The sequence below is a fragment of the Duganella rhizosphaerae genome (genome assembly GCF_040364205.1).
GTDB classification, from domain to species: domain Bacteria; phylum Pseudomonadota; class Gammaproteobacteria; order Burkholderiales; family Burkholderiaceae_D; genus Rugamonas; species Rugamonas rhizosphaerae.
In genome coordinates this window covers 97,903-119,551 of the sequence record NZ_BPWK01000013.1, presented here as the reverse complement: position 1 = coordinate 119,551, position 21,649 = coordinate 97,903, and the positions used below count along the sequence as shown (strand labels likewise).

The window sequence follows — 21,649 nt, the reverse complement described above, 5'->3', positions numbered from 1 at the left end:
TTTTATATACAAAGCGAGCCTGCTACAGCAGCCGCGCGACGTCGTTAAACACCGCCAGCAGCATCAACGTCAGTAACAAGCCCATGCCCAGGCGCTGCGCAATCTCACCAAAACGCTCCGGCACAGAACGCCCAGTTAAAACTTCCAGCGAATAATACAGCAAATGCCCCCCATCTAGAACGGGAATTGGTAGCAAATTCATTACCCCCAAACTGATGCTGATGAAGGCGATGAAGCTCAAATAGCTGGCCGCGCCCATTCGTGCGGTCTGCCCGGCATAATCGGCGATGGTGATCGGGCCGGTGACGTTCTTCAGCGAGACCTCGCCGGTGATCATCTTGCCGATCATTTTGAGCGTCATGGTGCAGGTATCCCATACCCGCGCCAGCGCCTTGCCGACGGCCGCGATCGGGGATGATGGCACGGTGATCATATCCGGCTGCTGTGCGACGTAAGCGCTGATCTTACCGACTGTTACAGTTCCCTTACCGGTTTTTGCCTCGCCCCTCTCGCCCTGTGCCAATTCGGCCTGCGGCACCATCGGCAGCACCAGCTGCTGGCCGGCGCGGCGCACCGCCACCTGCACCGTCTTGCCGGCCGAGGCGCGGATGATGTCGATGAAGGCGATGCCGTCGCCGACAGGCGTGCCGTCCACCGACAGCAGCAGGTCGCCCTTGAGCAGGCCGGCGCGCGCGGCGGGACCGCCGGCCAGCACTTCCTGCACCACCGGCGCCGGGCGGCCCACGCCCACACCGAGCTTGCCCGGCACGTCGCCTTCCAGGTCCAGCGTCGCCAGCACCTCGGCCGGCAGCACGAAGCTGAAGCGGCCCTGCCCCACGCGCTCGACGGCGATGCGCGCTTCTTTTTTATCGATGGCGGCCTGTATCAGGTTCCAGCGCAGTTCGGACCACACGGCCACCGGCTGCTCGTTGACGGCGGTGACCACGTCGCCGCTGCGCAGGCCCGCGCGCCAGGCGGCGGTAGGCGCGGCGCCCGCAGTTGCAGCCTCGCTGGCGCGCACGCTGATCTTGCTGGTCGGCTCTTCCACGCCATGCATGTACAAGCCTGCAAACAGCACGATCGCAATCAGGAAATTGGCCAACGGGCCGGCGGCCACGATGGCGATGCGCTTCCACACGTTCTGGCGGGTGAATTCGCGTTTCAGATCCTCTGGCGGCAGATCGCCCAGATCGCCCTCGCGCGAGTCGAGCATCTTGACGTAGCCGCCCAGCGGCAGCGCCGACACCGCCCACTCGGTCTGGTCAGGCCCGAAACGGCGCGACCACACCACCTTGCCCATGCCGACCGAGAAACGCAGCACCTTCACCCCGCACCAGCGCGCCACCAGGTAGTGCCCCAGTTCGTGGAAGATGACCAGGGAGCCCAGGCAGACGACAAATGCCAGCACGGTTTGCAGGAAGTTCATTTTGCCAGTCCGGCGATATAGGTTTCGGCGGCGGCGCGCGCCAGCGCGTCCTGCGCCATCACGGCGGCGATGCTGTCGGCGGCGCCATGCGGCAGCGCCTCCATCACATGCGCGCTCACGCGGTCGATCTGGCGGAAGCCGATCCGCAGGTCGAGGAAGGCCTGAACGGCGATCTCGTTGGCCGCGTTCAGCAGCGCCGGGGCGGTGCCGCCGGCCTTGAGCGCCTCGAAGGCCAGCGCCAGGCAGGGGAAGCGGTTGAAGTCGGGACGTTCGAATTGCAGCGTGGCGATCTGCGTCAGGTCCAGCTGCGCCACGCCCGATTCGATGCGCTCCGGGTAGGCCAGCGCATGCGCGATCGGGGTGCGCATGTCCGGGTTGCCCAGCTGCGCCAGCACCGAACCGTCGACATACGACACCATCGAATGGATCACCGACTGCGGATGGATGACCACCTCGATCTGTTCCGCCGGGGCGCCGAACAGCCAGTGCGCCTCGATCACCTCCAGGCCCTTGTTCATCATGGTGGCCGAATCGACCGAGATCTTGCGGCCCATCGACCAGTTGGGGTGCTTGCAGGCCTGCTCCGGCGTCACCGCGTCCAGCGTGGCGACGTCGCGCGTCAGGAACGGGCCGCCGGAAGCGGTCAGCAGGATCTTGGCGATGCCGGCCTTCTGGTCGCGCACCGCCGGCACGCGGCCGCCGAACTGCGGCATGCCCTGGAAGATCGCATTGTGTTCGCTGTCGATCGGCAGCAGCACCGCGCCCGCCGCGTGGGCGGCGTCGATGAACAGCTGGCCGGACATCACCAGCGCTTCCTTGTTGGCCAGCAGGACCTTCTTGCCGGCGCGGGCCGCGGCCAGCGTCGGCGCCAGGCCGGCGGCGCCGACGATGGCCGCCATCACGCTGTCGACTTCGGGCGCGCTGGCGATGCTGCACAGCGCCGCCTCGCCATATTCCACTTCGGTGTTGACGCCGGCGGCGCGCAGCAGCGCCGTCAGCGCGCTGGCGCCGGCCGCCGTGCCGACCACCGCGCGCGCGGGACGGAACGCGATGCACTGGGCCGCCAGCTCGTCGACGCGGCTATGCGCCGACAGGGCGTAGACGGCATAGCGCTCGGGATGACGGGCGAGCACGTCCAGCGTGGACACGCCGATCGAACCGGTGGCGCCAAGGATGGTGATGCGTTGCATAGTTATTCTTTCAGAACCAGGAGCCGATCAGCGCGGCCAGCGGCAGGACCGGGATCAAGGCGTCGATACGGTCAAGCACGCCGCCGTGGCCCGGCAGCAGGTTGCTGCTGTCCTTGATGGCGGCGCGGCGCTTGAGTTGGGATTCGAACAGGTCGCCGATCACCGACGCGGCGACGATCAGCAGCAGCACCAGCAGGGCCAGTGCCCAGCCGAAGCGCGCCTGCAATTGGACCGCGAAGGTGTCCTGCAGCCACGGCTGGCCGGCGGCCAGCAGCACGCTGGCGGAGGCGATCACCAGCACGGCGACGCCGCCGCCGATGGCGCCTTCCCAGGATTTGCCCGGCGAGATGGACGGCGCCAGCTTGCGCTTGCCGAAGGCCTTGCCGGAGAAGTAGGCGCCGATGTCGGCGATCCACACCAGCACCATCACCGACAGCAGGTAGACCGCCGAGTGCTGGTACAGGCTGACGATGGCGAAGAAGCAGGCGAAGATGGCGAAGCTGAAGGTGATGGCCAGCGACCAGTTGGCCGCGCCGGCCAGCGGCGGCAGGCCCAGGCCCAGCGACGGCGCATAGCGGATCAGCCACAGCAGGCAGGCCGCGCCGTACAGCGCGGTCAGCGCGCCCGGCTTGCCCGAATGCTGCAGCAGGAACACGAACAGCACGGCGCCGGCCACGCCGACCACGCGCGCGCGCATGGCGGACAGGCCGAACAGGCGGGCGCCCTCCCACATCGCGGCGCCCAGGAACAGCGTGACGACGACGGCAAACGCTGGGAAATAGTTGAAGAACAGGACCGGCAGCAACACCGCCAGCAAGACCACAGCGGTAATAATCCTAGTTTTCAGCATCAGCTTTTCTTTTCCGCCAGTTGCGCGCCGGTGCGGCCGAAGCGGCGTTCCCGATGCTGGTAGGAGGCAATCGCCTCGTCGAGGCTCTCGATCGAGAAATCGGGCCAGTAGGTATCGGTGAAGAACAGTTCGGTGTAGGCGAGCTGCCACAACAGGAAATTGGAGATGCGCTGCTCGCCGCCGGTGCGGATGAACAGGTCGGGCTCGGGCGCGTAGGCCATCGCCAGGTGCGGCGCCAGCTGCTCCTCGGTGAAGTTGGTGGCGCCGGGATGGGCTTGCACCATCTGGCCGACCGCCTGCATGATGTCCCAGCGGCCGCCGTAGTTGAAGCAGACCGTCAAGGTCATGCGGGTGTTGCCGGCGGTCTTGCGCTCGGCGGCGGCGATCATGCCGCGCAGCTTTTCGTCGGCGCGGCCGAGCTCGCCAACCACGCGCAGGCGGATGTTATTGGCGTGCAGCTTGGAGACTTCGCGCTCGAGCGCCGTCACGAACAGGCGCATCAGCAGGGACACTTCCTCTTCCGGGCGGCGCCAGTTTTCGGAGCTGAAGGCGAACAGGGTCAGGTACTCGACGCCGCGGCGGGCGCAGGCCTCGACCGAGGTGCGCACGGCGTCCACGCCCTTGACGTGGCCGGCCACGCGCGGCAGGTAGCGCTTGGTGGCCCAGCGCCCATTGCCATCCATGATGATCGCGACATGGCGCGGCACGGACGGTGCGTCTGGAACCTCAGTAGTCGAACTCGTATATTTCATGAAAACTTTGGTGCCAAAGTATAAAGTATTGCAGGTGTGACGCAAAAAGACAAGGCGCCAGCGCTAACCCGAACCCCGGCACATCGGCGGGGTCAGACCCCGCATGGGGTCTGCCCCCTCGACCACGGAAGGAGATCAGCTGCTGGCGCCTATGGGTTTTAAACCGTCAGAACTTCTTTTTCTTTCTCTGCGACCATCTTGTCGATGTCGACGATGAACTTGTCGGTCAGCTTCTGCACCTCGTCGGTGCCGCGGCGCTCGTCGTCTTCCGAGATCGCCTTGTCCTTGACCAGCTTCTTCATGCCTTCATTAGCATCGCGGCGGATGTTGCGGACGGCGATTTTCGCGTCTTCCGCTTCGCTCTTGACCAGCTTGACCATTTCCTTGCGGCGTTCTTCGGTCAGCGGCGGGGTCGGCACGCGGATCATGTCGCCCTGCGCCGACGGGTTCAAGCCCAGGTCCGCATCGCGGATGGCTTTCTCGATGGTGGCGGCCATCTTCTTCTCGAACGGCTGCACACCGATGGTGCGGGCGTCGATCAGGGTCACGTTGGCGACCTGGGTCAGCGCGGTCGGCGAACCGTAGTACTCGACCTGCACGTGGTCCAGGATGCCGGTGTGGGCGCGGCCGGTACGAACCTTGGCCAGATCGGCGCGCAAGGTTTCCAGCGATTTGGTCATGCGTTCTTGCGCATTCTTTTTAACGTCAGCTACGGACATTGCTGCTCTCCTGTAATCGAAATATTGTTTAAACGTGAACCAGTGTACCCTCATCCTCGCCCATGATGACGCGCATCAGCGCGCCCGGCTTGGTAATGGAGAACACTTTGATCGGCAGTTTCTGGTCACGGCACAGCGCGAAGGCGGTGGCGTCCATGACCTGCAAATGCTTGGCGATGGCTTCGTCGAAAGTAATGGAGCTGTACAGCGTGGCGTTGGCATCCTTCTTCGGATCGGCGGTGTAGACACCGTCGACCTTGGTGGCCTTGAGCACGATCTCCGCGCTCATCTCCGAACCGCGCAGCGCCGCTGCGGTGTCGGTGGTGAAGAACGGGTTGCCGGTGCCGGCCGCAAACACCACGACCTTGCCTTCTTCCAGATACTGCAGGGCCTTCGGGCGCACATACGGCTCGACCACCTGCTCGATGCCGATCGCCGACATCACGCGGGCGGTGATACCGACATGGCGCATCGCGTCGGCCAGGGCCAGCGCGTTCATGACGGTGGCCAGCATGCCCATGTAGTCGGCGGTGGCGCGGTCCATGCCTTGCGCCCCGGGGGCGACGCCACGGAAGATGTTGCCGCCGCCGATAACGATCGCCAGTTCCACGCCCAGTTTCGCGACCTCTGCCACGTCGGCGACCATCCGTTCGATCGTGCCGCGGTTGATGCCGTAAGGATCATCGCCCATCAGGGCTTCGCCGGACAATTTGAGGAGGACGCGCTTGTAGGCTGGTTTTGACATGAGACGAGGCTCCTAAGTTGGGTTGATTCGGGTAAGGCTGCCGGCGCCTATGATACCTTGGTCGGCGCCGGGAACGACTGAATGACTTGCTGTGCTACGGGTAAAACTTTGGTCGGGCTAAAAAAACGGGCCTCTCGGCCCGTTTTCTTTGGTATTACGCTCCCTGGGAAGCAGCCATCTGTGCGGCTACTTCTGCGGCGAAGTCGTCAACCTTCTTCTCGATGCCCTCGCCTACCACGTACATGGCAAAGGCTTTAACGGTGGTCGATTTTTCTTTCAGCATCTGCTCGATCGATTGCTTGTCGTTTTTCACGAAAGCCTGGTTCAGCAGCGATACTTCTTTCAGGTACTTCTGTACCGAGCCTTCCAGGCGCTTGGCCAGGATTTCCGGCGATTGCGCTGGTTTGCCTTCGGCAACAGCTTTGGCTGCATCTTCTTCAGCTTTCAGTTTTGCAACCGAACGCTCTTTTTCGATCAGTTCCGCTGGAACCTGCTCGGACGACAGCGACACTGGCTTCATTGCAGCGATGTGCATGGCCACGTCTTTACCAACTTGCTCGTCGGCGCCGTCGAAGTCGACGATCACGCCGATGCGCGCGCCGTGCAGGTACGATGCCAGCTTGCCGGTGGTTTCGAAACGCTGGAAGCGGCGGATCGACATGTTTTCGCCGATTTTACCGATCAGTGCTGCGCGCACTTCGTCCAGGGTCTTGCCGTCCAGCGGCAGTGCCAGCAGCGCGGCGACGTCGGCCGGGTTGTGCTCGACAACCAGGCGTGCGGCGTTGTTTGCCAGGGCCAGGAAGTCGTCGTTTTTCGCGACGAAGTCGGTTTCGGAGTTGACTTCAACCAGCGCGCCTACGCCGCCGGCGATGAAGGTTGCTACAACGCCTTCGGCGGTGATGCGTGCCGATGCTTTCGATGCCTTGCCGCCCAGTTTGACGCGCAGGATCTCTTCAGCACGACCCATGTCGCCTTCAGCTTCGGTCAGTGCTTTTTTGCATTCCATCATAGGCGCGTCAGTCTTCGCGCGCAGTTCGCCTACCATTGCTGCAGTAATAGCTGCCATGTGATTCTCCTGTATTCGGTGTTCGGGTGGGGTGGTGAGCGCTGCTCAAACCACTTATGTTAAAAAAAAGGGGGAGCTGTTGGCCACCCCTTTTCCTTACAGCTTGTTACGAACGATTAAGCCTGTTCGTTAACTTCGACGAATTCGTCGCCAGCTGCGGCTTTAACCATTTCAACTACTTCGTTACCGGCAGCAGCACGGCCTTCCAGGATGGCATCTGCCACGCCGCGGGCGTACAGAGTGATGGCTTTCGACGAGTCATCGTTGCCTGGAATGACGAACTGAACGCCTTCTGGCGAGTGGTTGGTATCGACCACGCCGATAACTGGGATGCCCAGTTTTGCGGCTTCGGTGATGGCGCCTTTATGGTAGCCAACGTCAACGACGAAGATTGCGTCAGGAACGCCGCCCATGTCCTTGATGCCGCCGATCGATTTTTGCAGCTTGATCATTTCGCGTTGGAACATCAGCGCTTCTTTTTTCGACAGCTTCTCAACCGAACCGTCTTCGATGGTAGCTTCCATGTCTTTCAGGCGCTTGATCGAGGTCTTGATGGTCTTGAAGTTGGTCAGCATGCCGCCCAACCAGCGTTGGTCGACGAAAGGAACGCCTGCGCGTGCTGCTTCAGCAGCAATGATTTCGCGCGCTTGACGCTTGGTGCCGACCATCAGGATGGTGCCACGGTTCGAAGCGACCTGTTTCACGTGCTTCATCGCTTCTTGATACATACCCATCGTCTTTTCCAAGTTGATGATATGGATCTTGTTGCGGTGACCGAAGATGAACGGAGCCATCTTTGGGTTCCAGAAACGGGTTTGGTGACCGAAGTGGACACCGGCTTCCAGCATTTCGCGCATAGTTACGGACATATTAAACTCCAGGGTTGGGTCTGGAATCCGATCAGTCACCATATAGGCACCCTTGTCGACCGGATTCGCGTTTATTAATGTGGATTTCCACGGGATTTTTGCAACATTGCTCAAAACCGAATTCAAGCAACCCGAGATTCTACCCTGAAAACAGCCACTTAGGCAAGCATCACACGCCCACCGCCACCCCGCGCCTCAAATTGGTGCGCCGCTCCCGGCTTTGCACCTTCTTGTTACATATCAACTAAAAGTGTAAGTTTTTAAGCATCAGTATCGGAGTTGTAATATCATTGCGAAAATTAAAATTACATCTGAATAATAAATATTGATTTGCAATACACAAATCCTTGATAAAGGTACAACGCCATGTCCATCCTGTTAGCGGTAACGCTTGCCGCAGCCTCCACTGTTCAGCCTAGCTGCTCCTGGGATCGCCCTGGCGCCAATCCGTACACCGGCAAGACCGCTGCGGCCATCGACCGCTACACCGACATCCCGGAGGCCGTGCGCAGGACCCTCAAGCGCCGCATGGAAGAAGGCCAGTCCGACGACAAGGTCACCATCACCCGCGACGGCATCAGCGGCAAGAACCAGTACGACCCGGCCATCCGCGACATGCACTTCGGCGCCGCCTCGGTGTGCGCCACCGTCACCCGCAGCAAATGGGACGAGAAGCGCCAGGAACCGGGCGCCGTCTACTGCGTCGACCGGCACTGCATCCTGGTGCCCAAGATTTGCGGCAACGTCAGCCGGATCAACCGGCTGCCCGCCGCCGTCGCCAAGACGCCCGCCGCACCGCCGCCCGTCGCCGCCAAACTGGCTGACAAACTGGGCGCCAAGGACCTGGGCCTGGCCGACGCCGACAAGCAAGAGCCTGAGGAGTTGACCGAACAGGAATTGGCCGAGCGCGACCTGCGAGAGCGTCAACAGCGCCAGGCCGCCGACAAGGCAGCCCAGCTCAACGGACAACCGGAAGGCGTGGAAGTGTTCGACCTCGGCGACGACGACACCACCGGCCTGCTGGCGGACGGACGCTTGCACCCACTCCCGGGACGCCTCCCCGACGACGACGACCGACCCTTGCCTGCGGCCACCCCGGTGCCTGAAGCCGGCACCTGGGCCATGTTGCTGGCCGGCCTGGGCCTGCTCGGCGTGGTGGCGCGCCGCCGGCGCGCCGGCTCCGGCCAGGGCTAGAACGCCCGGCGCGCCGGCCCGAGCGTGGCGCCCACGCGCCACACCGGGCACCATCCTTGCATTCCCGAGCGGGGCCGCCCCGCGTCGTTTATAATTTCGACATATTTGCACGCCGCGAGCCGATTCCATCCGCTCGCCGCCTGCGTTTTTACCGTTTACTTTGCTGATTGCGATCCATTATGTCTATTTCCATTAAATCCGCCGAAGATATCGCCGGCATGCGTGTGGCCGGCCGCCTGGGCTCCGAGGTGCTGGACTACATCACGCCCTTCGTCAAGCCGGGCGTGACCACGGGCGAACTGGATCGCCTCTGCCACGAATACATGGTCAACGTGCAGGGCACCATCCCGGCGCCGCTGAACTACTGCCCGCCGGGCTACACGCCCTACCCCAAAGCCATCTGCACCTCGGTCAACGACGTCATCTGCCACGGCATCCCGGGCGACAAGGTGCTGAAAAACGGCGACGTGGTCAACCTCGACATCACCGTCATCAAGGACGGCTACCACGGCGACAACAGCCGCATGTTCTTCATCGGCGAACCGTCGATCCTGGCCAAGCGCCTGTCCGACATCACCTACGAATGCATGTGGCTGGGCATCGCCAAGGTCAAGGCCGGCGCGCACCTGGGCGACATCGGCCACGTGATTCAGCAGCACGCGGAGAAAGCCGGCTACAGCGTGGTGCGCGAATTCTGCGGCCACGGCATCGGCAAGATCTTCCACGAAGAGCCACAGGTGCTGCACTACGGCCGTCCCGGCACGCTGGACGAGCTGCAGGCGGGCATGATCTTCACCATCGAGCCGATGATCAACGCCGGCAAGCGCGAGATCCGCGAAATGGGCGACGGCTGGACCATCAAAACCAAGGACCGCAGCCTGTCGGCCCAGTGGGAACACACCATCCTGGTCACCGAGACCGGCTACGAAGTGCTGACGCTGTCGGCCGGCAGCCCGCCGCCGCCGGCCTTCATCACCAACGCCAGCGCCGTAGCCGCCTAAGCCCGGCATGACGACGGCGGCGATGAAGAAGGAACTGCGCGAACAACTGAAGCGCCAGCTGAAGGCCGACCGCCAGGTCGTCATCGCCGGCTTCCAGGCCGACGGCATGCCGGAAAAGCTGCTGCGCAGCCTGCGCCAGAGCGTCGACGCGGTGCTGACCACGGCCTGGCACGAAGCCCGGCTGCCGGCCAACACCGCGCTGGTCGGCGTCGGCGGCTACGGCCGCGGCGAGCTGTTCCCCTATTCCGACGTCGACCTCTTGATCCTGCTGGAAAAAGCGCCGGACGCCGCCACCACCGGCAAGCTGGAAGAACTGGTGCAGCTGCTGTGGGACCTGGGCCTGGAAATCGGCCACAGCATCCGCACGGTGGACGAGTGCCTGAGCGAATCGGCGGCCGACATCACGGTGCAAACCAGCCTGCTCGAAGCGCGCCTGATCTGCGGCGACGAGCCGCTGTTCCAGCAACTGCAACAGCGCTACCAGGCGGCGATGGACCCGCGCGCCTTCTACCACGCCAAGGTGCTGGAGATGCGCCAGCGCCACGCCAAGTACGAAGACACCGCCTTCAGCCTGGAGCCGAACTGCAAGGAAAGCCCGGGCGGCCTGCGCGACCTGCAGGTGATCCTGTGGATGGTCAAAGCCGCCGGCCTGGCCAACTCCTGGCGCACGCTGGCCACCAGCGGCCTGATCACGCAGACCGAAGCCAAGCAGCTGATGGAAAAGGAACGCGCCTTCAAGGACATCCGCGTGCGCCTGCACCTGCACGCCGGCCGGCGCGAGGACCGGCTGGTGTTCGACGTCCAGACCGCGATCGCCGAATCGCTGGGCCTGACCGCCACCGGCAGCGGCGTCAACATGCGCCGCGCCAGCGAATACCTGATGCAGCGCTACTACTGGGCCGCCAAGACCGTCACCCAGCTCAACACCATCCTGCTGCAGAATATCGAGGAACGGCTGTTCCCGAAAGCGGGCGTGCCGGTGCGCATCAACGAGCGCTTCAACGACGTCAACGGCCTGATCGACATCAGCGACGACGACACCTTCGCCACCACGCCGTCGGCGATGCTGGAGATCTTCGTGCTGATGACGGAGCGTCCTTCGCTGCAAGGCATGACCTCGCGCACCATGCGCGCGCTGTGGCACGAGCGCTTCAAGATCGACGCCGCCTTCCGCGCCGATCCGGTCAACCGCGCGCTGTTCCTGCGCATCATGCAGGCGCCGGTGGGCATCATCCACGCGCTGCGCCGCATGAACGACCTGTCCATCCTGGGCCGCTACCTGCCCAACTTCCGCAAGATCGTCGGCCAGATGCAGCACGACCTGTTCCACGTCTACACGGTGGACCAGCACATCCTGATGGTGGTGCGCAATATGCGCCGCTTCACGATGGCCGAGCACGCGCACGAATACCCGTTCTGCAGCCAGCTGATGGCCAACTTCCCGCAACCGTGGCTGCTGTACCTGGGCGCGCTGTTCCACGACATCGCCAAGGGCCGCGGCGGCGATCACTCCAAGCTGGGCACGGTCGACGCCGAGCAGTTCTGCCTCGAACACGGCGTCAGCGCCGAGGATACCGAGCTGGTGGTGTTCCTGGTCGAAAACCACCTGACCATGTCGCAGGTCGCGCAGAAGCAGGACTTGTCGGACCCGGACGTCATCGCCGCCTTCGCCAAGGTGGCCAAGGACGAGCGCCACCTGACGGCGCTGTACCTGCTGACGGTGGCCGACATCCGCGGCACCAGCCCGAAAGTGTGGAACGCCTGGAAGGCCAAGCTGCTCGAAGACCTGTACCGCATCACCTTGCGCGTGCTGGGCGGCGAGCCGCACAGCGCCGACCACGAACTGAAGCACCGCCAGCAGGAAGCGCTGGCCACGCTGCGCCTGTACGGCCTGCCACCGGACGCGCACGAAGCATTCTGGAAGCAGCTCGACGTCGCCTACTTCCTGCGCCACGACGCCTCCGACATCGCCTGGCAGACCCGCGCGCTGTACGACCGCTTCACCAGCGACAAGCCGGTGGTCAAGTGCCGGCTGGCGCCGATCGGCGAAGGCTTGCAGATCGCCGTCTATATCAAGGACCAGCCGGACCTGTTCGCGCGCATCTGCAGCTATTTCGACCGCAAGAACTTCAGCATCCTGGACGCCAAGATCCACACCACGCGCCACGGCTACGCGCTCGACACCTTCCTGGTCACCGAGCAAAGCTTCGCCAAGAGCTACCGCGACATCATCAGCCTGATCGAGCACGAACTGTGCGCGCTGCTGACCAACCCGGAGCCGCTGCCGGCGCCGGGCAAGGGCCGGCTGTCGCGCCTGTCGCGCACCTTCCCGATCCAGCCGACGGTGGACCTGCGCCCGGACGAGCGCGGCCAGTACTACCTGCTGTCGGTGGCCGCCAACGACCGCACCGGCCTGCTGTACTCGATCGCCAACGTGCTCACCAAGTACAAGATCAACCTGCACACCGCCAAGGTCATGACCCTGGGCGAGCGCGTCGAGGACGTGTTCCTGATCGACGGCGCCACGCTCAACAACGCCCGCAGCCAGATCCAGCTTGAAACCGACCTGCTGGACGCGATCAAGGTATAAACTGAACACCAACCGCGTCATTCCCGCGTGCGCGGGAATGACGGATCCCGCATTGACCTTTTAATACAGAAAAACGCATCATGTCCGAAGAATTATTACGCCTGTCCAAACGCATGTCCGAACTGGGCCTGTGCTCGCGCCGTGAGGCCGACGAGTGGATAGCGCGCGGCTGGGTACGGGTAGACGGCCAGGTCGTCTCCGAACTCGGCACCAAGATCTACCCGAGCCAGCGCGTCACCGTCGAGCGCCAGGCCGCCGCCGAGCAGTCCAAGCGCGTGACCGTGCTGATCAACAAGCCGATGGGCTACGTCAGCGGCCAGGCCGAAGACGGCTACCAGCCGGCCGTGGTGCTGATCAAGCCGGAGAACCGCTGGCCAGACGATCCGTCGCCGGAAATCTTCCACCCTACCCAACTGCGCTCGCTGGTGCCGGCCGGCCGCCTGGACATCGACTCGGTCGGCCTGCTGGTGCTGACCCAGGACGGCCGCGTGGCCAAGCACCTGATCGGCGAAACCACCGACGTCGACAAGGAATACCTGGTGCGCGTCGAGTACACCAAGCCCGGCAAGCTGCCGGACAGCGACCTGAAAAAGCTCTGCCATGGCCTGTGGATGGATGGCAAGCCGCTGCTGCCGGCCAAGGTGCGCTGGCAAAACGAGGACCAGCTCAGCATCACGCTGCGCGAAGGCAAGAAGCGCCAGATCCGCCGCATGTGCGACATGGTCGGCCTCAAGGTTGTCGGTTTGAAACGAGTTCGCATCGGCAAAGTCAAACTGGGCGACTTGCCGGTGGGCCAATGGCGCTACCTGCGGCCGGAAGAGCAGTTCTGACACAATCTCTAAATATTCTTGCTCTTTTGCAAGCCAAGAGCGCGAATAAACTGTAAACTGTGTAGATCGACCTCGCATCGTAGAGTCATTACCAAAGAGATATGCCGTCGTGAACGATCCCATACCGAATGAATTCCGCCGCGGTCCTCCCAGCCTAAAAGATGCTGTGGAACCAATTCCGGCGGGTTCCAAGCCGCACGAGATGACCGATGAGCATGACATCGGCGATTCTCTCACCCTGCTCGCCGACAACGGCGATCCGATCTCCATTTATCCGGCCAGCACCACCAACGTGGTGATGGCGCGCATCAAATCGGTCGATCCCGAAAATCCGTTTTTTGTGCTGGAACTGAACGAAGGTGAGTTCCTGCCACCCGGCGACGCCGTGTTTGTCGCCTGGCTGCGCGCGGCCAAGGTGCAGTTCAAGCTCAGCTCGCCTGACTGGGCTTGCACGCCCGGCGAGCCGACCCTGATCCCGCTGGATTTCCCGACCAAGTGCCAGGTGCTGAACCGCCGCGCTTCGACCCGGCTGGAAACCCCGCTGGGCATCTACTACATGGCCTCGTTTGTCCTGAACGGTAAGCCTTACGAGCTGCAGCTGTACGACTTCTCGGCCGGTGGCGTCGGCATGCGGGCGCCGCCGCGCGACTGCGTCGGCCTGTACGTCGGCCGCAAGCTGCAACGCGTGCGGCTGGAGCTGGGTCCGGATTCGGTGATGATCGCCGACCTCGACATCCGTCTGTCGCGCACCTTCCGCTCCTTCCTGCTGGGCGAGCAGGTGCAGATCGGCTGCCAATTCGTCAACCTGTCGCCGTCGATGCAGGAAGAGCTGGCGCGTTTGCTGGACAAGCTCAACCTCAGCAAGCAGCGCTAAACCTCACGCGACAACCTTGCCGGGCATGCAACTTGCTTAGAAAAGCAGCTTAGACAGCTGCTTTTTTTATGGGCCCGGCATGACAAAAATAGAGACCGAACCGGCGCAACGCATCGTCAAGATCCGTCGCGACTACAACACCTGGGTGGCCAACGAAACCATCGAGGACTACGCGCTGCGCTACACGCCGCGCGCGTTTCGCAAATGGTCGGTGTTCCGTGTGTCGAACACGGCCTTCGGCGCGATCTCGTTCCTGGTGCTGGAGGCGATCGGCGGCACCATCACCGTCAACTACGGCTTCATCAACGCGCTGTGGGCCATCATGGCGGTCGGCCTGATCATCTTCATGACCGGCCTGCCGATCAGCTACTACGCCGCCAAATACGGCGTCGACATGGACCTGCTGACGCGCGGCGCCGGCTTCGGCTACATCGGCTCGACGATCTCGTCCTTCGTCTACGCCTCGTTCACCTTCATCCTGTTCGCGCTGGAAGCGGCCATCATGGCCTATGCGCTGGAGCTGTACTTCCACCTGCCGCTCTATCTGGGCTACATGGTCAGCGCGCTGGTCGTGATCCCGCTGGTGACGCACGGCGTCACGCTGATCAGCCGCATCCAGATGCTGACGCAGCCGGTGTGGCTGGTGCTGATGGCCCTGCCCTTCATCGCCATCCTGCAAAAACAGCCGGAGCTGCTGCCGCAGTTGCTGCACTACGCCGGCCGCTCCGGCGAGAACGGCCAGTTCAACGTGCTGATGTTCGGCGCCGCCACGGCGGTCGGCGTAGCGCTGATCACGCAGATCGGCGAGCAGGTCGACTTCCTGCGCTTCATGCCGCAGAAGACCGCCGCCAACCGCCTGCGCTGGCATCTGGGCGTGCTGATCGCGGGGCCGGGCTGGATCCTGCTCGGCATCGCCAAGATGCTGGGCGGCGCGCTGCTGGCCTTCCTGGCGATCAGCAGCGCGGTGCCGCTGGCGCAGGCGGTCAACCCGACGCAGATGTACCTGGCCGGCTTCGGCCAGGTGTTCGCGAATCCGTCAATCGCATTGCTGGCGACGGCGCTGCTGGTGGTGATCTCGCAGGTCAAGATCAACATGACCAATGCCTATGCGGGCTCGCTGGCCTGGTCCAACTTCTTCGCGCGGCTCACGCACAGCCATCCGGGGCGCGTGGTGTGGGCCGTGTTCAACGCGCTGATCGCCGTGCTGCTGATGGAGCTGGACGTGTTCCAGGCGCTGGACCAGGTGCTCGGCCTGTACTCCAACATCGCCATCTCGTGGATCACGGCCGTGGTGGCGGACCTGGTGGTCAACAAGCCGCTGGGCCTGAGCCCGAAAGGCATCGAGTTCCGTCGCGCCTATTTGTACGACATCAATCCGGTCGGCGTCGGCGCCATGCTGCTGGCGTCGGCGCTGTCGGTGGCGGCCTTCATGGGATTGTTCGGCCACCAGGCGCAGGCCTTCTCCGCCTTCATCGCGCTGCTGACGGCGTTCGTGGCGTCGCCGCTGATCGCCATCGCCACCAAGGGCAAGTACTACATCGCCCGCAAGCCGGCGCAGGTGCACAGCAAGACCTGCGTGATCTGCGAAAAGGAATACGAGTCCGAGGACATGGCGCACTGCCCGGCCTATCAGGGTTCGATCTGTTCCCTGTGCTGCTGCCTGGACGCGCGCTGCAACGACGTCTGCAAACCGCACGCAAAAGTGTCATCGCAATGGCAGGCCGCGATGCAGGCGCTGCTGCCCAAATCGCTGTGGCGCTACCTGAGCAGCGGACTGGGACACTACCTGCTGCTGATGATCGTCACGGTGCTGTTCCTGGGCGCGCTGCTGGGACTGATCTACTACCACGAACAGTCGGTGCTGCCGGCCGGCGACGCCGCGCTGCTGCCGCAGCTGCAACTGGTGTTCTTCAAGATCTTCGCGGCGCTGCTGCTCACCAGCGGCATCGTCGCATGGTGGCTGGTGCTGACCAGCGAAAGCCGCCGCGTGGCGCAGGAAGAATCGAACCGCCAGACCGGCCTGCTGACGCGCGAGATCGAACTGCACAGCCAGACCGACGCCCAGCTGCAGCAAGCCAAGAAGACCGCCGACCTGGCCAATCAGGCCAAGAGCCGCTACATCGCCGGCATCAGCCACGAGATCAGGACGCCGCTGAACTCCATCCTCGGCTACGCCCAGCTGCTCGACAACGATCCGTCGATACCGGAGCACCGCCAGCAAGCCATCCGCGTGATCCGCAGCAGCGGCGAGCATCTGCTGTCGCTGATCGAAGGCACGCTGGACATCGCCCGCATCGAAGGCGGCAAGTTCAACTTCGACATGAAGGAGTTGAACTTCCCCGACTTCATCGGCCAGATCGTGCGCATGTTCGAACTGCAGGCAGCCAACAAGGGACTGGCCTTCCGCTACGAGCTGACCGGCGCATTGCCGCGCATCGTGCGCGCCGACCGCAAGCGCCTAGGGCAGATCCTCATCAACATCCTTGGCAACGCGGTCAAGTTCACCAGCATCGGCGGCATCGTGCTGCGCCTGCAGTACGCGCGCGAAATGGCCTCGTTCGAGATCGAGGATAGCGGCCCCGGCATCCTTCAAGAGGAGATCGACCACATCTTCGAACCGTTCTCACGCGGCAGCGCCAGCGCGCACGCCAACGCCAGCGGCACGGGCCTCGGCCTGCCGATCTCCAAGATGCTGACGCAGCTGATGGGCGGCGAACTGAATATCCGCAGCACGCCGCAGCAAGGCAGCGTATTCCACATTCGCCTGTTCCTGCCCAGCGTGCACGCCTCGGCGCGGGAGCTGAAGGAGCTGGAACAGCCGGCGGCGCAGCGCAGCGGCTATCGCGGCACGCGGCGCCGCATTCTGGTGGTGGACAACGAGCGGGTCGACCGCGAGATGCTGCTCAACATCCTGACGCCGCTGGGCTTCGACGTGGCGCTGGCCGAATCCGGCCTCGAATGCCTGGACCTGCACGCCTCCTTCAAGCCGGACCTGATCCTGATGGACCTGGCCATGCCGGCCATGGACGGCTGGGAGGCCAGCTACATCCTGCGCCGCCGCCAGCTGTCGCAGGTGCCGATCGCCATCGTCTCCGCCAACGCCTTCGACAAGGGCATGGAAAATGCCGCCGGCATCACGGCGGCGGACTTCATCGTCAAGCCCGTCAACGTGGTCGAGCTGCTGGACTGGATAGGCCAGCGCCTGGCGCTGGAATGGATCACGCAGCCGGCCATCAGCATCGAGGTGGCGGCGGCCGCGCCGGAACTGGCGCAGCTGGTGCTGCCGCCCGCCGCGCAGCTGGCGGCGTTGAATGAGCTGATCCGCATCGGCTATGTGCGCGGCATCCAGAACAAGCTCGATGAAATCAGCGCGCTCGATGCGCGCTACCTGCACTTCACGCAAACCATGCGCAATTTCGCCGCCCGCTTCCAGCTGGACGCGATGGCCGACTTCCTCCGAAAGAACCAGAACAATGAACTTCAACATTGACCCCGCGCGCGGCGACGTCGTGCTGGTGGTGGACGACGTGCCGGAAAACCTGGCCGTGCTGCACGATGCATTGGACGAATCGGGCTACACAGTGCTGGTGGCGAACAACGGCGCCACGGCGTTGCAGCGCGCCGCCGAGGCGCAGCCGGACATCATCCTGCTGGACGCCGTCATGCCCGGCATGGACGGCTTTGAAACCTGCCGCCAACTGAAAGCCAGCCTGGCCACACGCCATATCCCGGTGGTGTTCATGACCGGACTGACGGAAGCGGAGCACGTGGTGGCGGCCTTCGCCGCCGGCGGCAACGATTACGTCACCAAGCCGCTGCGCACCAGCGAAGTACTGGCGCGGATCACCTCCCACATGCAGACGGCGCGGCTGGTGGACCAGGCCCGCAGCGCGCTGGACGCCTTCGGCAACGCGGTGATCGCGATGACGCCGCGCGACGGCAAAATCGTCTGGCAAACGCCGCTGGCGCGCACGCTGATGCAGGGCTATGCGGTCGATACGGAATTGACGGCGTGGCTGGCGGCGACGCAGCTGGCGCACAGCCAGGGCCAGTCGCATCCGCCGCTGACGCTGCAGCGGGCCAGCCGTCGCCTGATCTTCTCGGCGGCGGAGTTCAGCGAAAACGAACAGTGGATGATCGTGCTGCGCGAGGAATCGGACAGCGCGCAGATAGAGAAACTGATGGCGTCCTTCAAACTGACGCAGCGCGAATCGGAGGTACTGAACTGGGTCATCAAGGGCAAGACCAACCGCGACATCGGCGAAATACTCGGCACCAGCCCCCGCACCGTGAACAAACACCTGGAACACGTGTTCGTCAAACTGGGCGTGGAAACCCGCACCTCCGCCGCCGCGGTCGCGATGGGCAAGCTGCGACTCAGAACGAAGGAAGCCGCAAGCCCAGTTGAATCGCCAGCAGACGCACCACCACGATAGCAACCAGGCCGACGCCAAAGGCCCAGCGTGGCGGCATGCCGGCCTTCTTCAGCAGGATGTACAGCAGGATGCCGGCGATGGCGGCGGTGGCGTAGATATCCTGGCGCAGTATCAGCGGCACCTTGGCGGCGAGGATGTCGCGCACCAGGCCTCCGCCGACGCCGGTCAATGTGCCCATCAGGATGACGATCAGCGCGCGGCAGCCCTGCGCCTCCGCCACCTTGGCGCCGGACATGGCGAACAGCGCCAACCCCAGCGCGTCGGCGATCAGCAAGGCGTCGGTCGGCACCGGCAGCACCTGCACCCAGACGATGGTGAAGACGGCCGACGCGACGATCACCAGCAGCGGCTTGGGATCTTCGATCCAGAACACCGGATGGCGGTTCAGCAGCAGGTCGCGCACCGTGCCGCCGCCGATGGCGGTCATCGCGGCCAGCACCATGATCCCCAGCAGATCCAGATGGGAAGCCATCGCCGCCAGCGTGCCGCTGGCGGCAAATACGGCCACGCCGATCAGATCGAGGATATAAAAAAGCAAACGCAACTCCACGGCAAACCTGACAAATAAAAAAGGACCGTTACTTTATCAGCAATCGGCAATGCGGCCAAATTATGCGGAATGACTCACTGCCGCCTTTCCATGGCGCGCGCCAGCAGCTGCTTGCCCTCGGCGGTCGCAAGTCTGACCTGATCCGGCGACAGCCCTTGCGACATCTTCTGCATGAATTCATCCGGCAGCGGATTGGGAATAGCCGTTGAAGCACCACGCAGCACCATTTCATAGTTGTCGTGCACGACGGTCGCATAGCGCAGCGCCTCTACCTGATGCTGCTTCAACAGCTCACTGTCCTCGTTGTACTCGCCCAGCAGCGTAATGATGCTGGGGATGTCGCCCTGCTGCGCCTGCGCCTCCAGATAGCCCAGCGCCTCCGCCTTCCACGCCCGTACCAGCGGGTCGTCGGGCCGGGACTCCAACGCCGAAGGATCGCCGAACGGGCCGGTTTGCAGGAAGGTCAGGTCCGCGCCATCGATGCCCGCCTTGGCCGCCAGGGTCAGGTACTCCAATCGCGCAGTCTTCATCCGCTCGGTCATGTCCGCACACAGCAGTTTTTCCGCGGACTTCTCGGCGACGTTCGCCGGCCGCATGAAGTCCCCGTCCGCCACCGCCAGATCGCCGGTGCGCTGGAAGTCGATACAGTTTTGCACCAGCCAGTACGCATCGTAGGCATCAGCCGGCCTGCCGGTGGCGGCCAGTCGGTCCACCTGCTGCGCCAGCGTGTAGCGCGGGTCGTGTTTGGGCAACTGGGTTGGCGGCTTGGCCCGGCTGGTCTCCGCGAAGGCGGCGCGGGTGGTCGCCTGCTGCCGGGCCACCTCGGACTCTCCGTTAGGACGGCTCGACGACCAGTACAGCCCCACCAACACAAGCGGCAACAGCAGAACGACATAAAGCGAGTGTTGCGGTTTCATGATGACTACAAAGTGACAAAAAAGACAATGTAGCAGGAAATTCAATCGAAAAATGCGTGCTTTGTCACCTCCGTCATTGATACCGGCGCGTACGCGCATTGGCAGCCATCGCCTCGGCGGCGGCAATGGCGGCATCCCGCTGCTGCTCCGACACGCCTGCTGCCTTGGCGTTCTTCAACACCTCGACGGAAAACGCCGGTAGCGCTTGTCCTGCAGTCGCCGCCACGCGGTTGAATATCAAGGCGTTGGCGTACTCATAGCGTAGCGCCAGCACAGGATTCTTACCCAGCAGGGAACTGGCCACGCTGTAGTTGTGCGCCAGCGCGGCGATGCTCTCCGTATCCCCCAGCACCGCGTGCGCCTGCAACCGCGCCTCCAATTCCCGCTTCCACTCCTGCTCATTGACGCCCACAGGCGGCCCTTCTTGCAACAGGGCGGCATCTGCGCCATGCACGCCGGCTTGAGCGAGAGTGGCGAGGTTGCGCAGACGTTCGGCCTTGGTCTCCGCCTTGGGTGGGCTGCAGACATGCTGGAACGCAGTACGTTCCTTGGCCTTGAGCTTGCCCGGCCCCCGTGCATCCGGCGCATTATGCAGTGGCGGGTCCTGCATGATCGCGAAGGCAATGCATGCCTGCGTCATCGGTGATGAGGCCCCGGACTCCTCAACCGAAAAGACGGCGCCGGAGGTCGGTGGTGGCAACGCCGCGCGCAATTCATCAAGCGCTACCTTATCCTTTTCCTTGTCCGATATCGGTACCTGGTCTCGCCCGGCGACACCGTTCGGCACATGCTCCGAAAATGTAAAGGACCACGCCCATGCCTACAGCACGGCAATCACTACCAACAATGAAAAAACCGCGCGCTTAAGTCTGGCCATGTTTGCCACATCCCCGTCAAAAAAACCGGAATGTAGCATAATTAACAATTACGGCGCGCCCGCCTATACCGCCAGGTGACGCTTGACGTCAGGCTCGTTCATCGCCACCTGCGCGCCGGCGGCCACCACCTCACCACGCGACAGCACGATGAACTGGTCGGCCAGTTCGTGGGCGAAGTCGAAGTACTGCTCGCACAGCAGGATCGCCATGTCGCCGCGCTGGCGCAGCAGACGGATCACGTTGCCGATGTCCTTGATGATGGACGGCTGGATGCCTTCGGTCGGCTCATCGAGGATGATCAGTTTGGGCTCGGCCAGCAACGCGCGCGCAATCGCCAGCTGCTGTTGCTGGCCGCCGGACAGGTCGCCGCCACGCCGGTGCAGCATGTCCTTCAGCACCGGGAACAGCTCATACACCTCGCCCTTGATGGTGGACGCCTTCTTGCCGCTATGCGTGGCGAGGCCCATCAGCAGGTTCTCCTCCACCGTCAGCCGCGCGAAGATCTCGCGGCCCTGCGGCACGTAGGCGATGCCGGCCCGCGCGCGCTGGTGCGGCGCCATGCGCGTGATATCGCGCCCTTCCAGCCGCACCGCGCCGGCCGACACAGGCAACACGCCCATCAGGCATTTGAGCAGCGTGGTCTTGCCGACGCCGTTGCGGCCCAACAGCGCCATGCACTTGCCCCGCTCCAGCTCCAGCGAAACGCCGCGCAGCGTGTGCGAGGAGCCGTAGTACTGGTTGATTTTTTCGACTTGCAGCATA

19 protein-coding genes are annotated in these 21,649 nt (G+C 63.5%); 7 read left to right on the top strand and 12 right to left on the bottom strand.

The genetic code is table 11. The annotated features are described in order from the left end of the window. Window positions 1-22: 22 nt before the first annotated feature. The 8 genes from rseP to rpsB form a co-directional block, all read right to left on the bottom strand. Window positions 23-1,426 (bottom strand): RIP metalloprotease RseP, encoded by a 1,404-nt coding sequence (gene rseP, locus RUGAMON1_RS24190; RefSeq protein ID WP_445232912.1) that lies wholly within the window; start codon window positions 1,424-1,426, stop codon window positions 23-25. Continuing rightward, window positions 1,423-2,616: a 1-deoxy-D-xylulose-5-phosphate reductoisomerase gene (gene ispC, locus RUGAMON1_RS24185; protein ID WP_445232911.1), complete on the bottom strand. Its 1,194-nt coding sequence runs from the start codon at window positions 2,614-2,616 to the stop codon at window positions 1,423-1,425. Before ispC ends, rseP begins: the two co-directional genes overlap by 4 nt. 10 nt (window positions 2,617-2,626) lie before the next feature. After that, complete coding sequence (locus tag RUGAMON1_RS24180) at window positions 2,627-3,466, bottom strand: phosphatidate cytidylyltransferase (protein WP_445232910.1); 840 nt, start codon at window positions 3,464-3,466, stop codon at window positions 2,627-2,629. Continuing rightward, a complete protein-coding gene (uppS, locus tag RUGAMON1_RS24175; protein ID WP_116988649.1) occupies window positions 3,466-4,218 on the bottom strand; it encodes a polyprenyl diphosphate synthase in 753 nt (250 codons plus the stop codon). Before uppS ends, RUGAMON1_RS24180 begins: the two co-directional genes overlap by 1 nt. 158 nt (window positions 4,219-4,376) lie before the next feature. Further along, window positions 4,377-4,937 carry a ribosome recycling factor gene (frr, locus tag RUGAMON1_RS24170; RefSeq protein WP_445232909.1) on the bottom strand — a complete coding sequence of 187 codons (561 nt, stop codon included), beginning with the start codon at window positions 4,935-4,937 and terminating at the stop codon, window positions 4,377-4,379. A 28-nt stretch (window positions 4,938-4,965) separates the two neighbouring features. Beyond that, the gene (gene pyrH, locus RUGAMON1_RS24165; protein WP_008449294.1) at window positions 4,966-5,682 is read right to left on the bottom strand and encodes a UMP kinase; all 717 of its coding nucleotides are present in this window, start codon (window positions 5,680-5,682) and stop codon (window positions 4,966-4,968) included. Window positions 5,683-5,836: 154 nt separating this feature from the next. Beyond that, entirely contained in the window at window positions 5,837-6,748 is a 912-nt protein-coding gene (gene tsf, locus RUGAMON1_RS24160) for a translation elongation factor Ts (protein ID WP_116988647.1), read from the bottom strand. A gap of 116 nt (window positions 6,749-6,864) precedes the next feature. Beyond that, window positions 6,865-7,617, bottom strand: a complete 753-nt coding sequence (gene rpsB / locus RUGAMON1_RS24155) for a 30S ribosomal protein S2 (RefSeq protein WP_070271614.1) — start codon at window positions 7,615-7,617, stop codon at window positions 6,865-6,867. A gap of 366 nt (window positions 7,618-7,983) precedes the next feature. On the opposite strand from rpsB, the gene RUGAMON1_RS24150 reads away from it, so the two are divergent. From RUGAMON1_RS24150 to RUGAMON1_RS24120, 7 genes are all read left to right on the top strand, one after another. Then, on the top strand, window positions 7,984-8,811 hold the full coding sequence (locus RUGAMON1_RS24150; protein WP_445232908.1) for an MHFG family PEP-CTERM protein: 828 nt from the start codon (window positions 7,984-7,986) through the stop codon (window positions 8,809-8,811). Window positions 8,812-8,987: 176 nt separating this feature from the next. Then, window positions 8,988-9,812 carry a type I methionyl aminopeptidase gene (map, locus tag RUGAMON1_RS24145; RefSeq protein ID WP_116989358.1) on the top strand — a complete coding sequence of 275 codons (825 nt, stop codon included), beginning with the start codon at window positions 8,988-8,990 and terminating at the stop codon, window positions 9,810-9,812. 7 nt (window positions 9,813-9,819) lie between these two features. Continuing rightward, window positions 9,820-12,402, top strand: a complete 2,583-nt coding sequence (locus RUGAMON1_RS24140; protein ID WP_445232907.1) for a [protein-PII] uridylyltransferase — start codon at window positions 9,820-9,822, stop codon at window positions 12,400-12,402. 80 nt (window positions 12,403-12,482) lie between these two features. After that, a complete protein-coding gene (locus RUGAMON1_RS24135; protein ID WP_020702749.1) occupies window positions 12,483-13,232 on the top strand; it encodes a pseudouridine synthase in 750 nt (249 codons plus the stop codon). A gap of 202 nt (window positions 13,233-13,434) precedes the next feature. Continuing rightward, window positions 13,435-14,106, top strand: coding sequence for a flagellar brake protein (locus RUGAMON1_RS24130; RefSeq protein ID WP_445232987.1), 672 nt, complete (start codon window positions 13,435-13,437; stop codon window positions 14,104-14,106). Between the two features lie 79 nt (window positions 14,107-14,185). Next, entirely contained in the window at window positions 14,186-17,596 is a 3,411-nt protein-coding gene (locus RUGAMON1_RS24125) for a hybrid sensor histidine kinase/response regulator (protein WP_445232906.1), read from the top strand. Then, on the top strand, window positions 17,580-18,542 hold the full coding sequence (locus tag RUGAMON1_RS24120) for a response regulator (RefSeq protein WP_445232905.1): 963 nt from the start codon (window positions 17,580-17,582) through the stop codon (window positions 18,540-18,542). Before RUGAMON1_RS24125 ends, RUGAMON1_RS24120 begins: the two co-directional genes overlap by 17 nt. Here the strand turns inward: RUGAMON1_RS24120 and RUGAMON1_RS24115 are convergent. The 4 genes from RUGAMON1_RS24115 to urtE form a co-directional block, all read right to left on the bottom strand. Beyond that, the gene (locus tag RUGAMON1_RS24115; RefSeq protein ID WP_445232904.1) at window positions 18,484-19,080 is read right to left on the bottom strand and encodes a trimeric intracellular cation channel family protein; all 597 of its coding nucleotides are present in this window, start codon (window positions 19,078-19,080) and stop codon (window positions 18,484-18,486) included. The genes RUGAMON1_RS24120 and RUGAMON1_RS24115 overlap by 59 nt on opposite strands. 86 nt (window positions 19,081-19,166) lie before the next feature. Beyond that, the gene (locus RUGAMON1_RS24110) at window positions 19,167-20,009 is read right to left on the bottom strand and encodes a hypothetical protein (protein ID WP_445232903.1); all 843 of its coding nucleotides are present in this window, start codon (window positions 20,007-20,009) and stop codon (window positions 19,167-19,169) included. 73 nt (window positions 20,010-20,082) lie between these two features. After that, on the bottom strand, window positions 20,083-20,796 hold the full coding sequence (locus RUGAMON1_RS24105) for a hypothetical protein (RefSeq protein ID WP_445232902.1): 714 nt from the start codon (window positions 20,794-20,796) through the stop codon (window positions 20,083-20,085). 153 nt (window positions 20,797-20,949) lie between these two features. After that, window positions 20,950-21,648 (bottom strand): urea ABC transporter ATP-binding subunit UrtE, encoded by a 699-nt coding sequence (gene urtE / locus RUGAMON1_RS24100; protein ID WP_445232901.1) that lies wholly within the window; start codon window positions 21,646-21,648, stop codon window positions 20,950-20,952. Window position 21,649: the final 1 nt, after the last annotated feature.

Coding starts and splice junctions, on each gene's coding strand:
- RUGAMON1_RS24125 (WP_445232906.1), top strand. CDS start 14,186: ATGACAAAAATAGAGACCGAACCGGCGCAACGCATCGTCAAGATCCGT.
- rpsB (WP_070271614.1), bottom strand. CDS start 7,617: ATGTCCGTAACTATGCGCGAAATGCTGGAAGCCGGTGTCCACTTCGGT.
- RUGAMON1_RS24135 (WP_020702749.1), top strand. CDS start 12,483: ATGTCCGAAGAATTATTACGCCTGTCCAAACGCATGTCCGAACTGGGC.
- RUGAMON1_RS24180 (WP_445232910.1), bottom strand. CDS start 3,466: ATGCTGAAAACTAGGATTATTACCGCTGTGGTCTTGCTGGCGGTGTTG.
- pyrH (WP_008449294.1), bottom strand. CDS start 5,682: ATGTCAAAACCAGCCTACAAGCGCGTCCTCCTCAAATTGTCCGGCGAA.
- RUGAMON1_RS24120 (WP_445232905.1), top strand. CDS start 17,580: ATGAACTTCAACATTGACCCCGCGCGCGGCGACGTCGTGCTGGTGGTG.
- RUGAMON1_RS24130 (WP_445232987.1), top strand. CDS start 13,435: ATGACCGATGAGCATGACATCGGCGATTCTCTCACCCTGCTCGCCGAC.
- uppS (WP_116988649.1), bottom strand. CDS start 4,218: ATGAAATATACGAGTTCGACTACTGAGGTTCCAGACGCACCGTCCGTG.
- rseP (WP_445232912.1), bottom strand. CDS start 1,426: ATGAACTTCCTGCAAACCGTGCTGGCATTTGTCGTCTGCCTGGGCTCC.
- RUGAMON1_RS24150 (WP_445232908.1), top strand. CDS start 7,984: ATGTCCATCCTGTTAGCGGTAACGCTTGCCGCAGCCTCCACTGTTCAG.
- RUGAMON1_RS24110 (WP_445232903.1), bottom strand. CDS start 20,009: ATGAAACCGCAACACTCGCTTTATGTCGTTCTGCTGTTGCCGCTTGTG.
- urtE (WP_445232901.1), bottom strand. CDS start 21,648: ATGCTGCAAGTCGAAAAAATCAACCAGTACTACGGCTCCTCGCACACG.
- RUGAMON1_RS24140 (WP_445232907.1), top strand. CDS start 9,820: ATGACGACGGCGGCGATGAAGAAGGAACTGCGCGAACAACTGAAGCGC.
- frr (WP_445232909.1), bottom strand. CDS start 4,937: ATGTCCGTAGCTGACGTTAAAAAGAATGCGCAAGAACGCATGACCAAA.
- ispC (WP_445232911.1), bottom strand. CDS start 2,616: ATGCAACGCATCACCATCCTTGGCGCCACCGGTTCGATCGGCGTGTCC.
- tsf (WP_116988647.1), bottom strand. CDS start 6,748: ATGGCAGCTATTACTGCAGCAATGGTAGGCGAACTGCGCGCGAAGACT.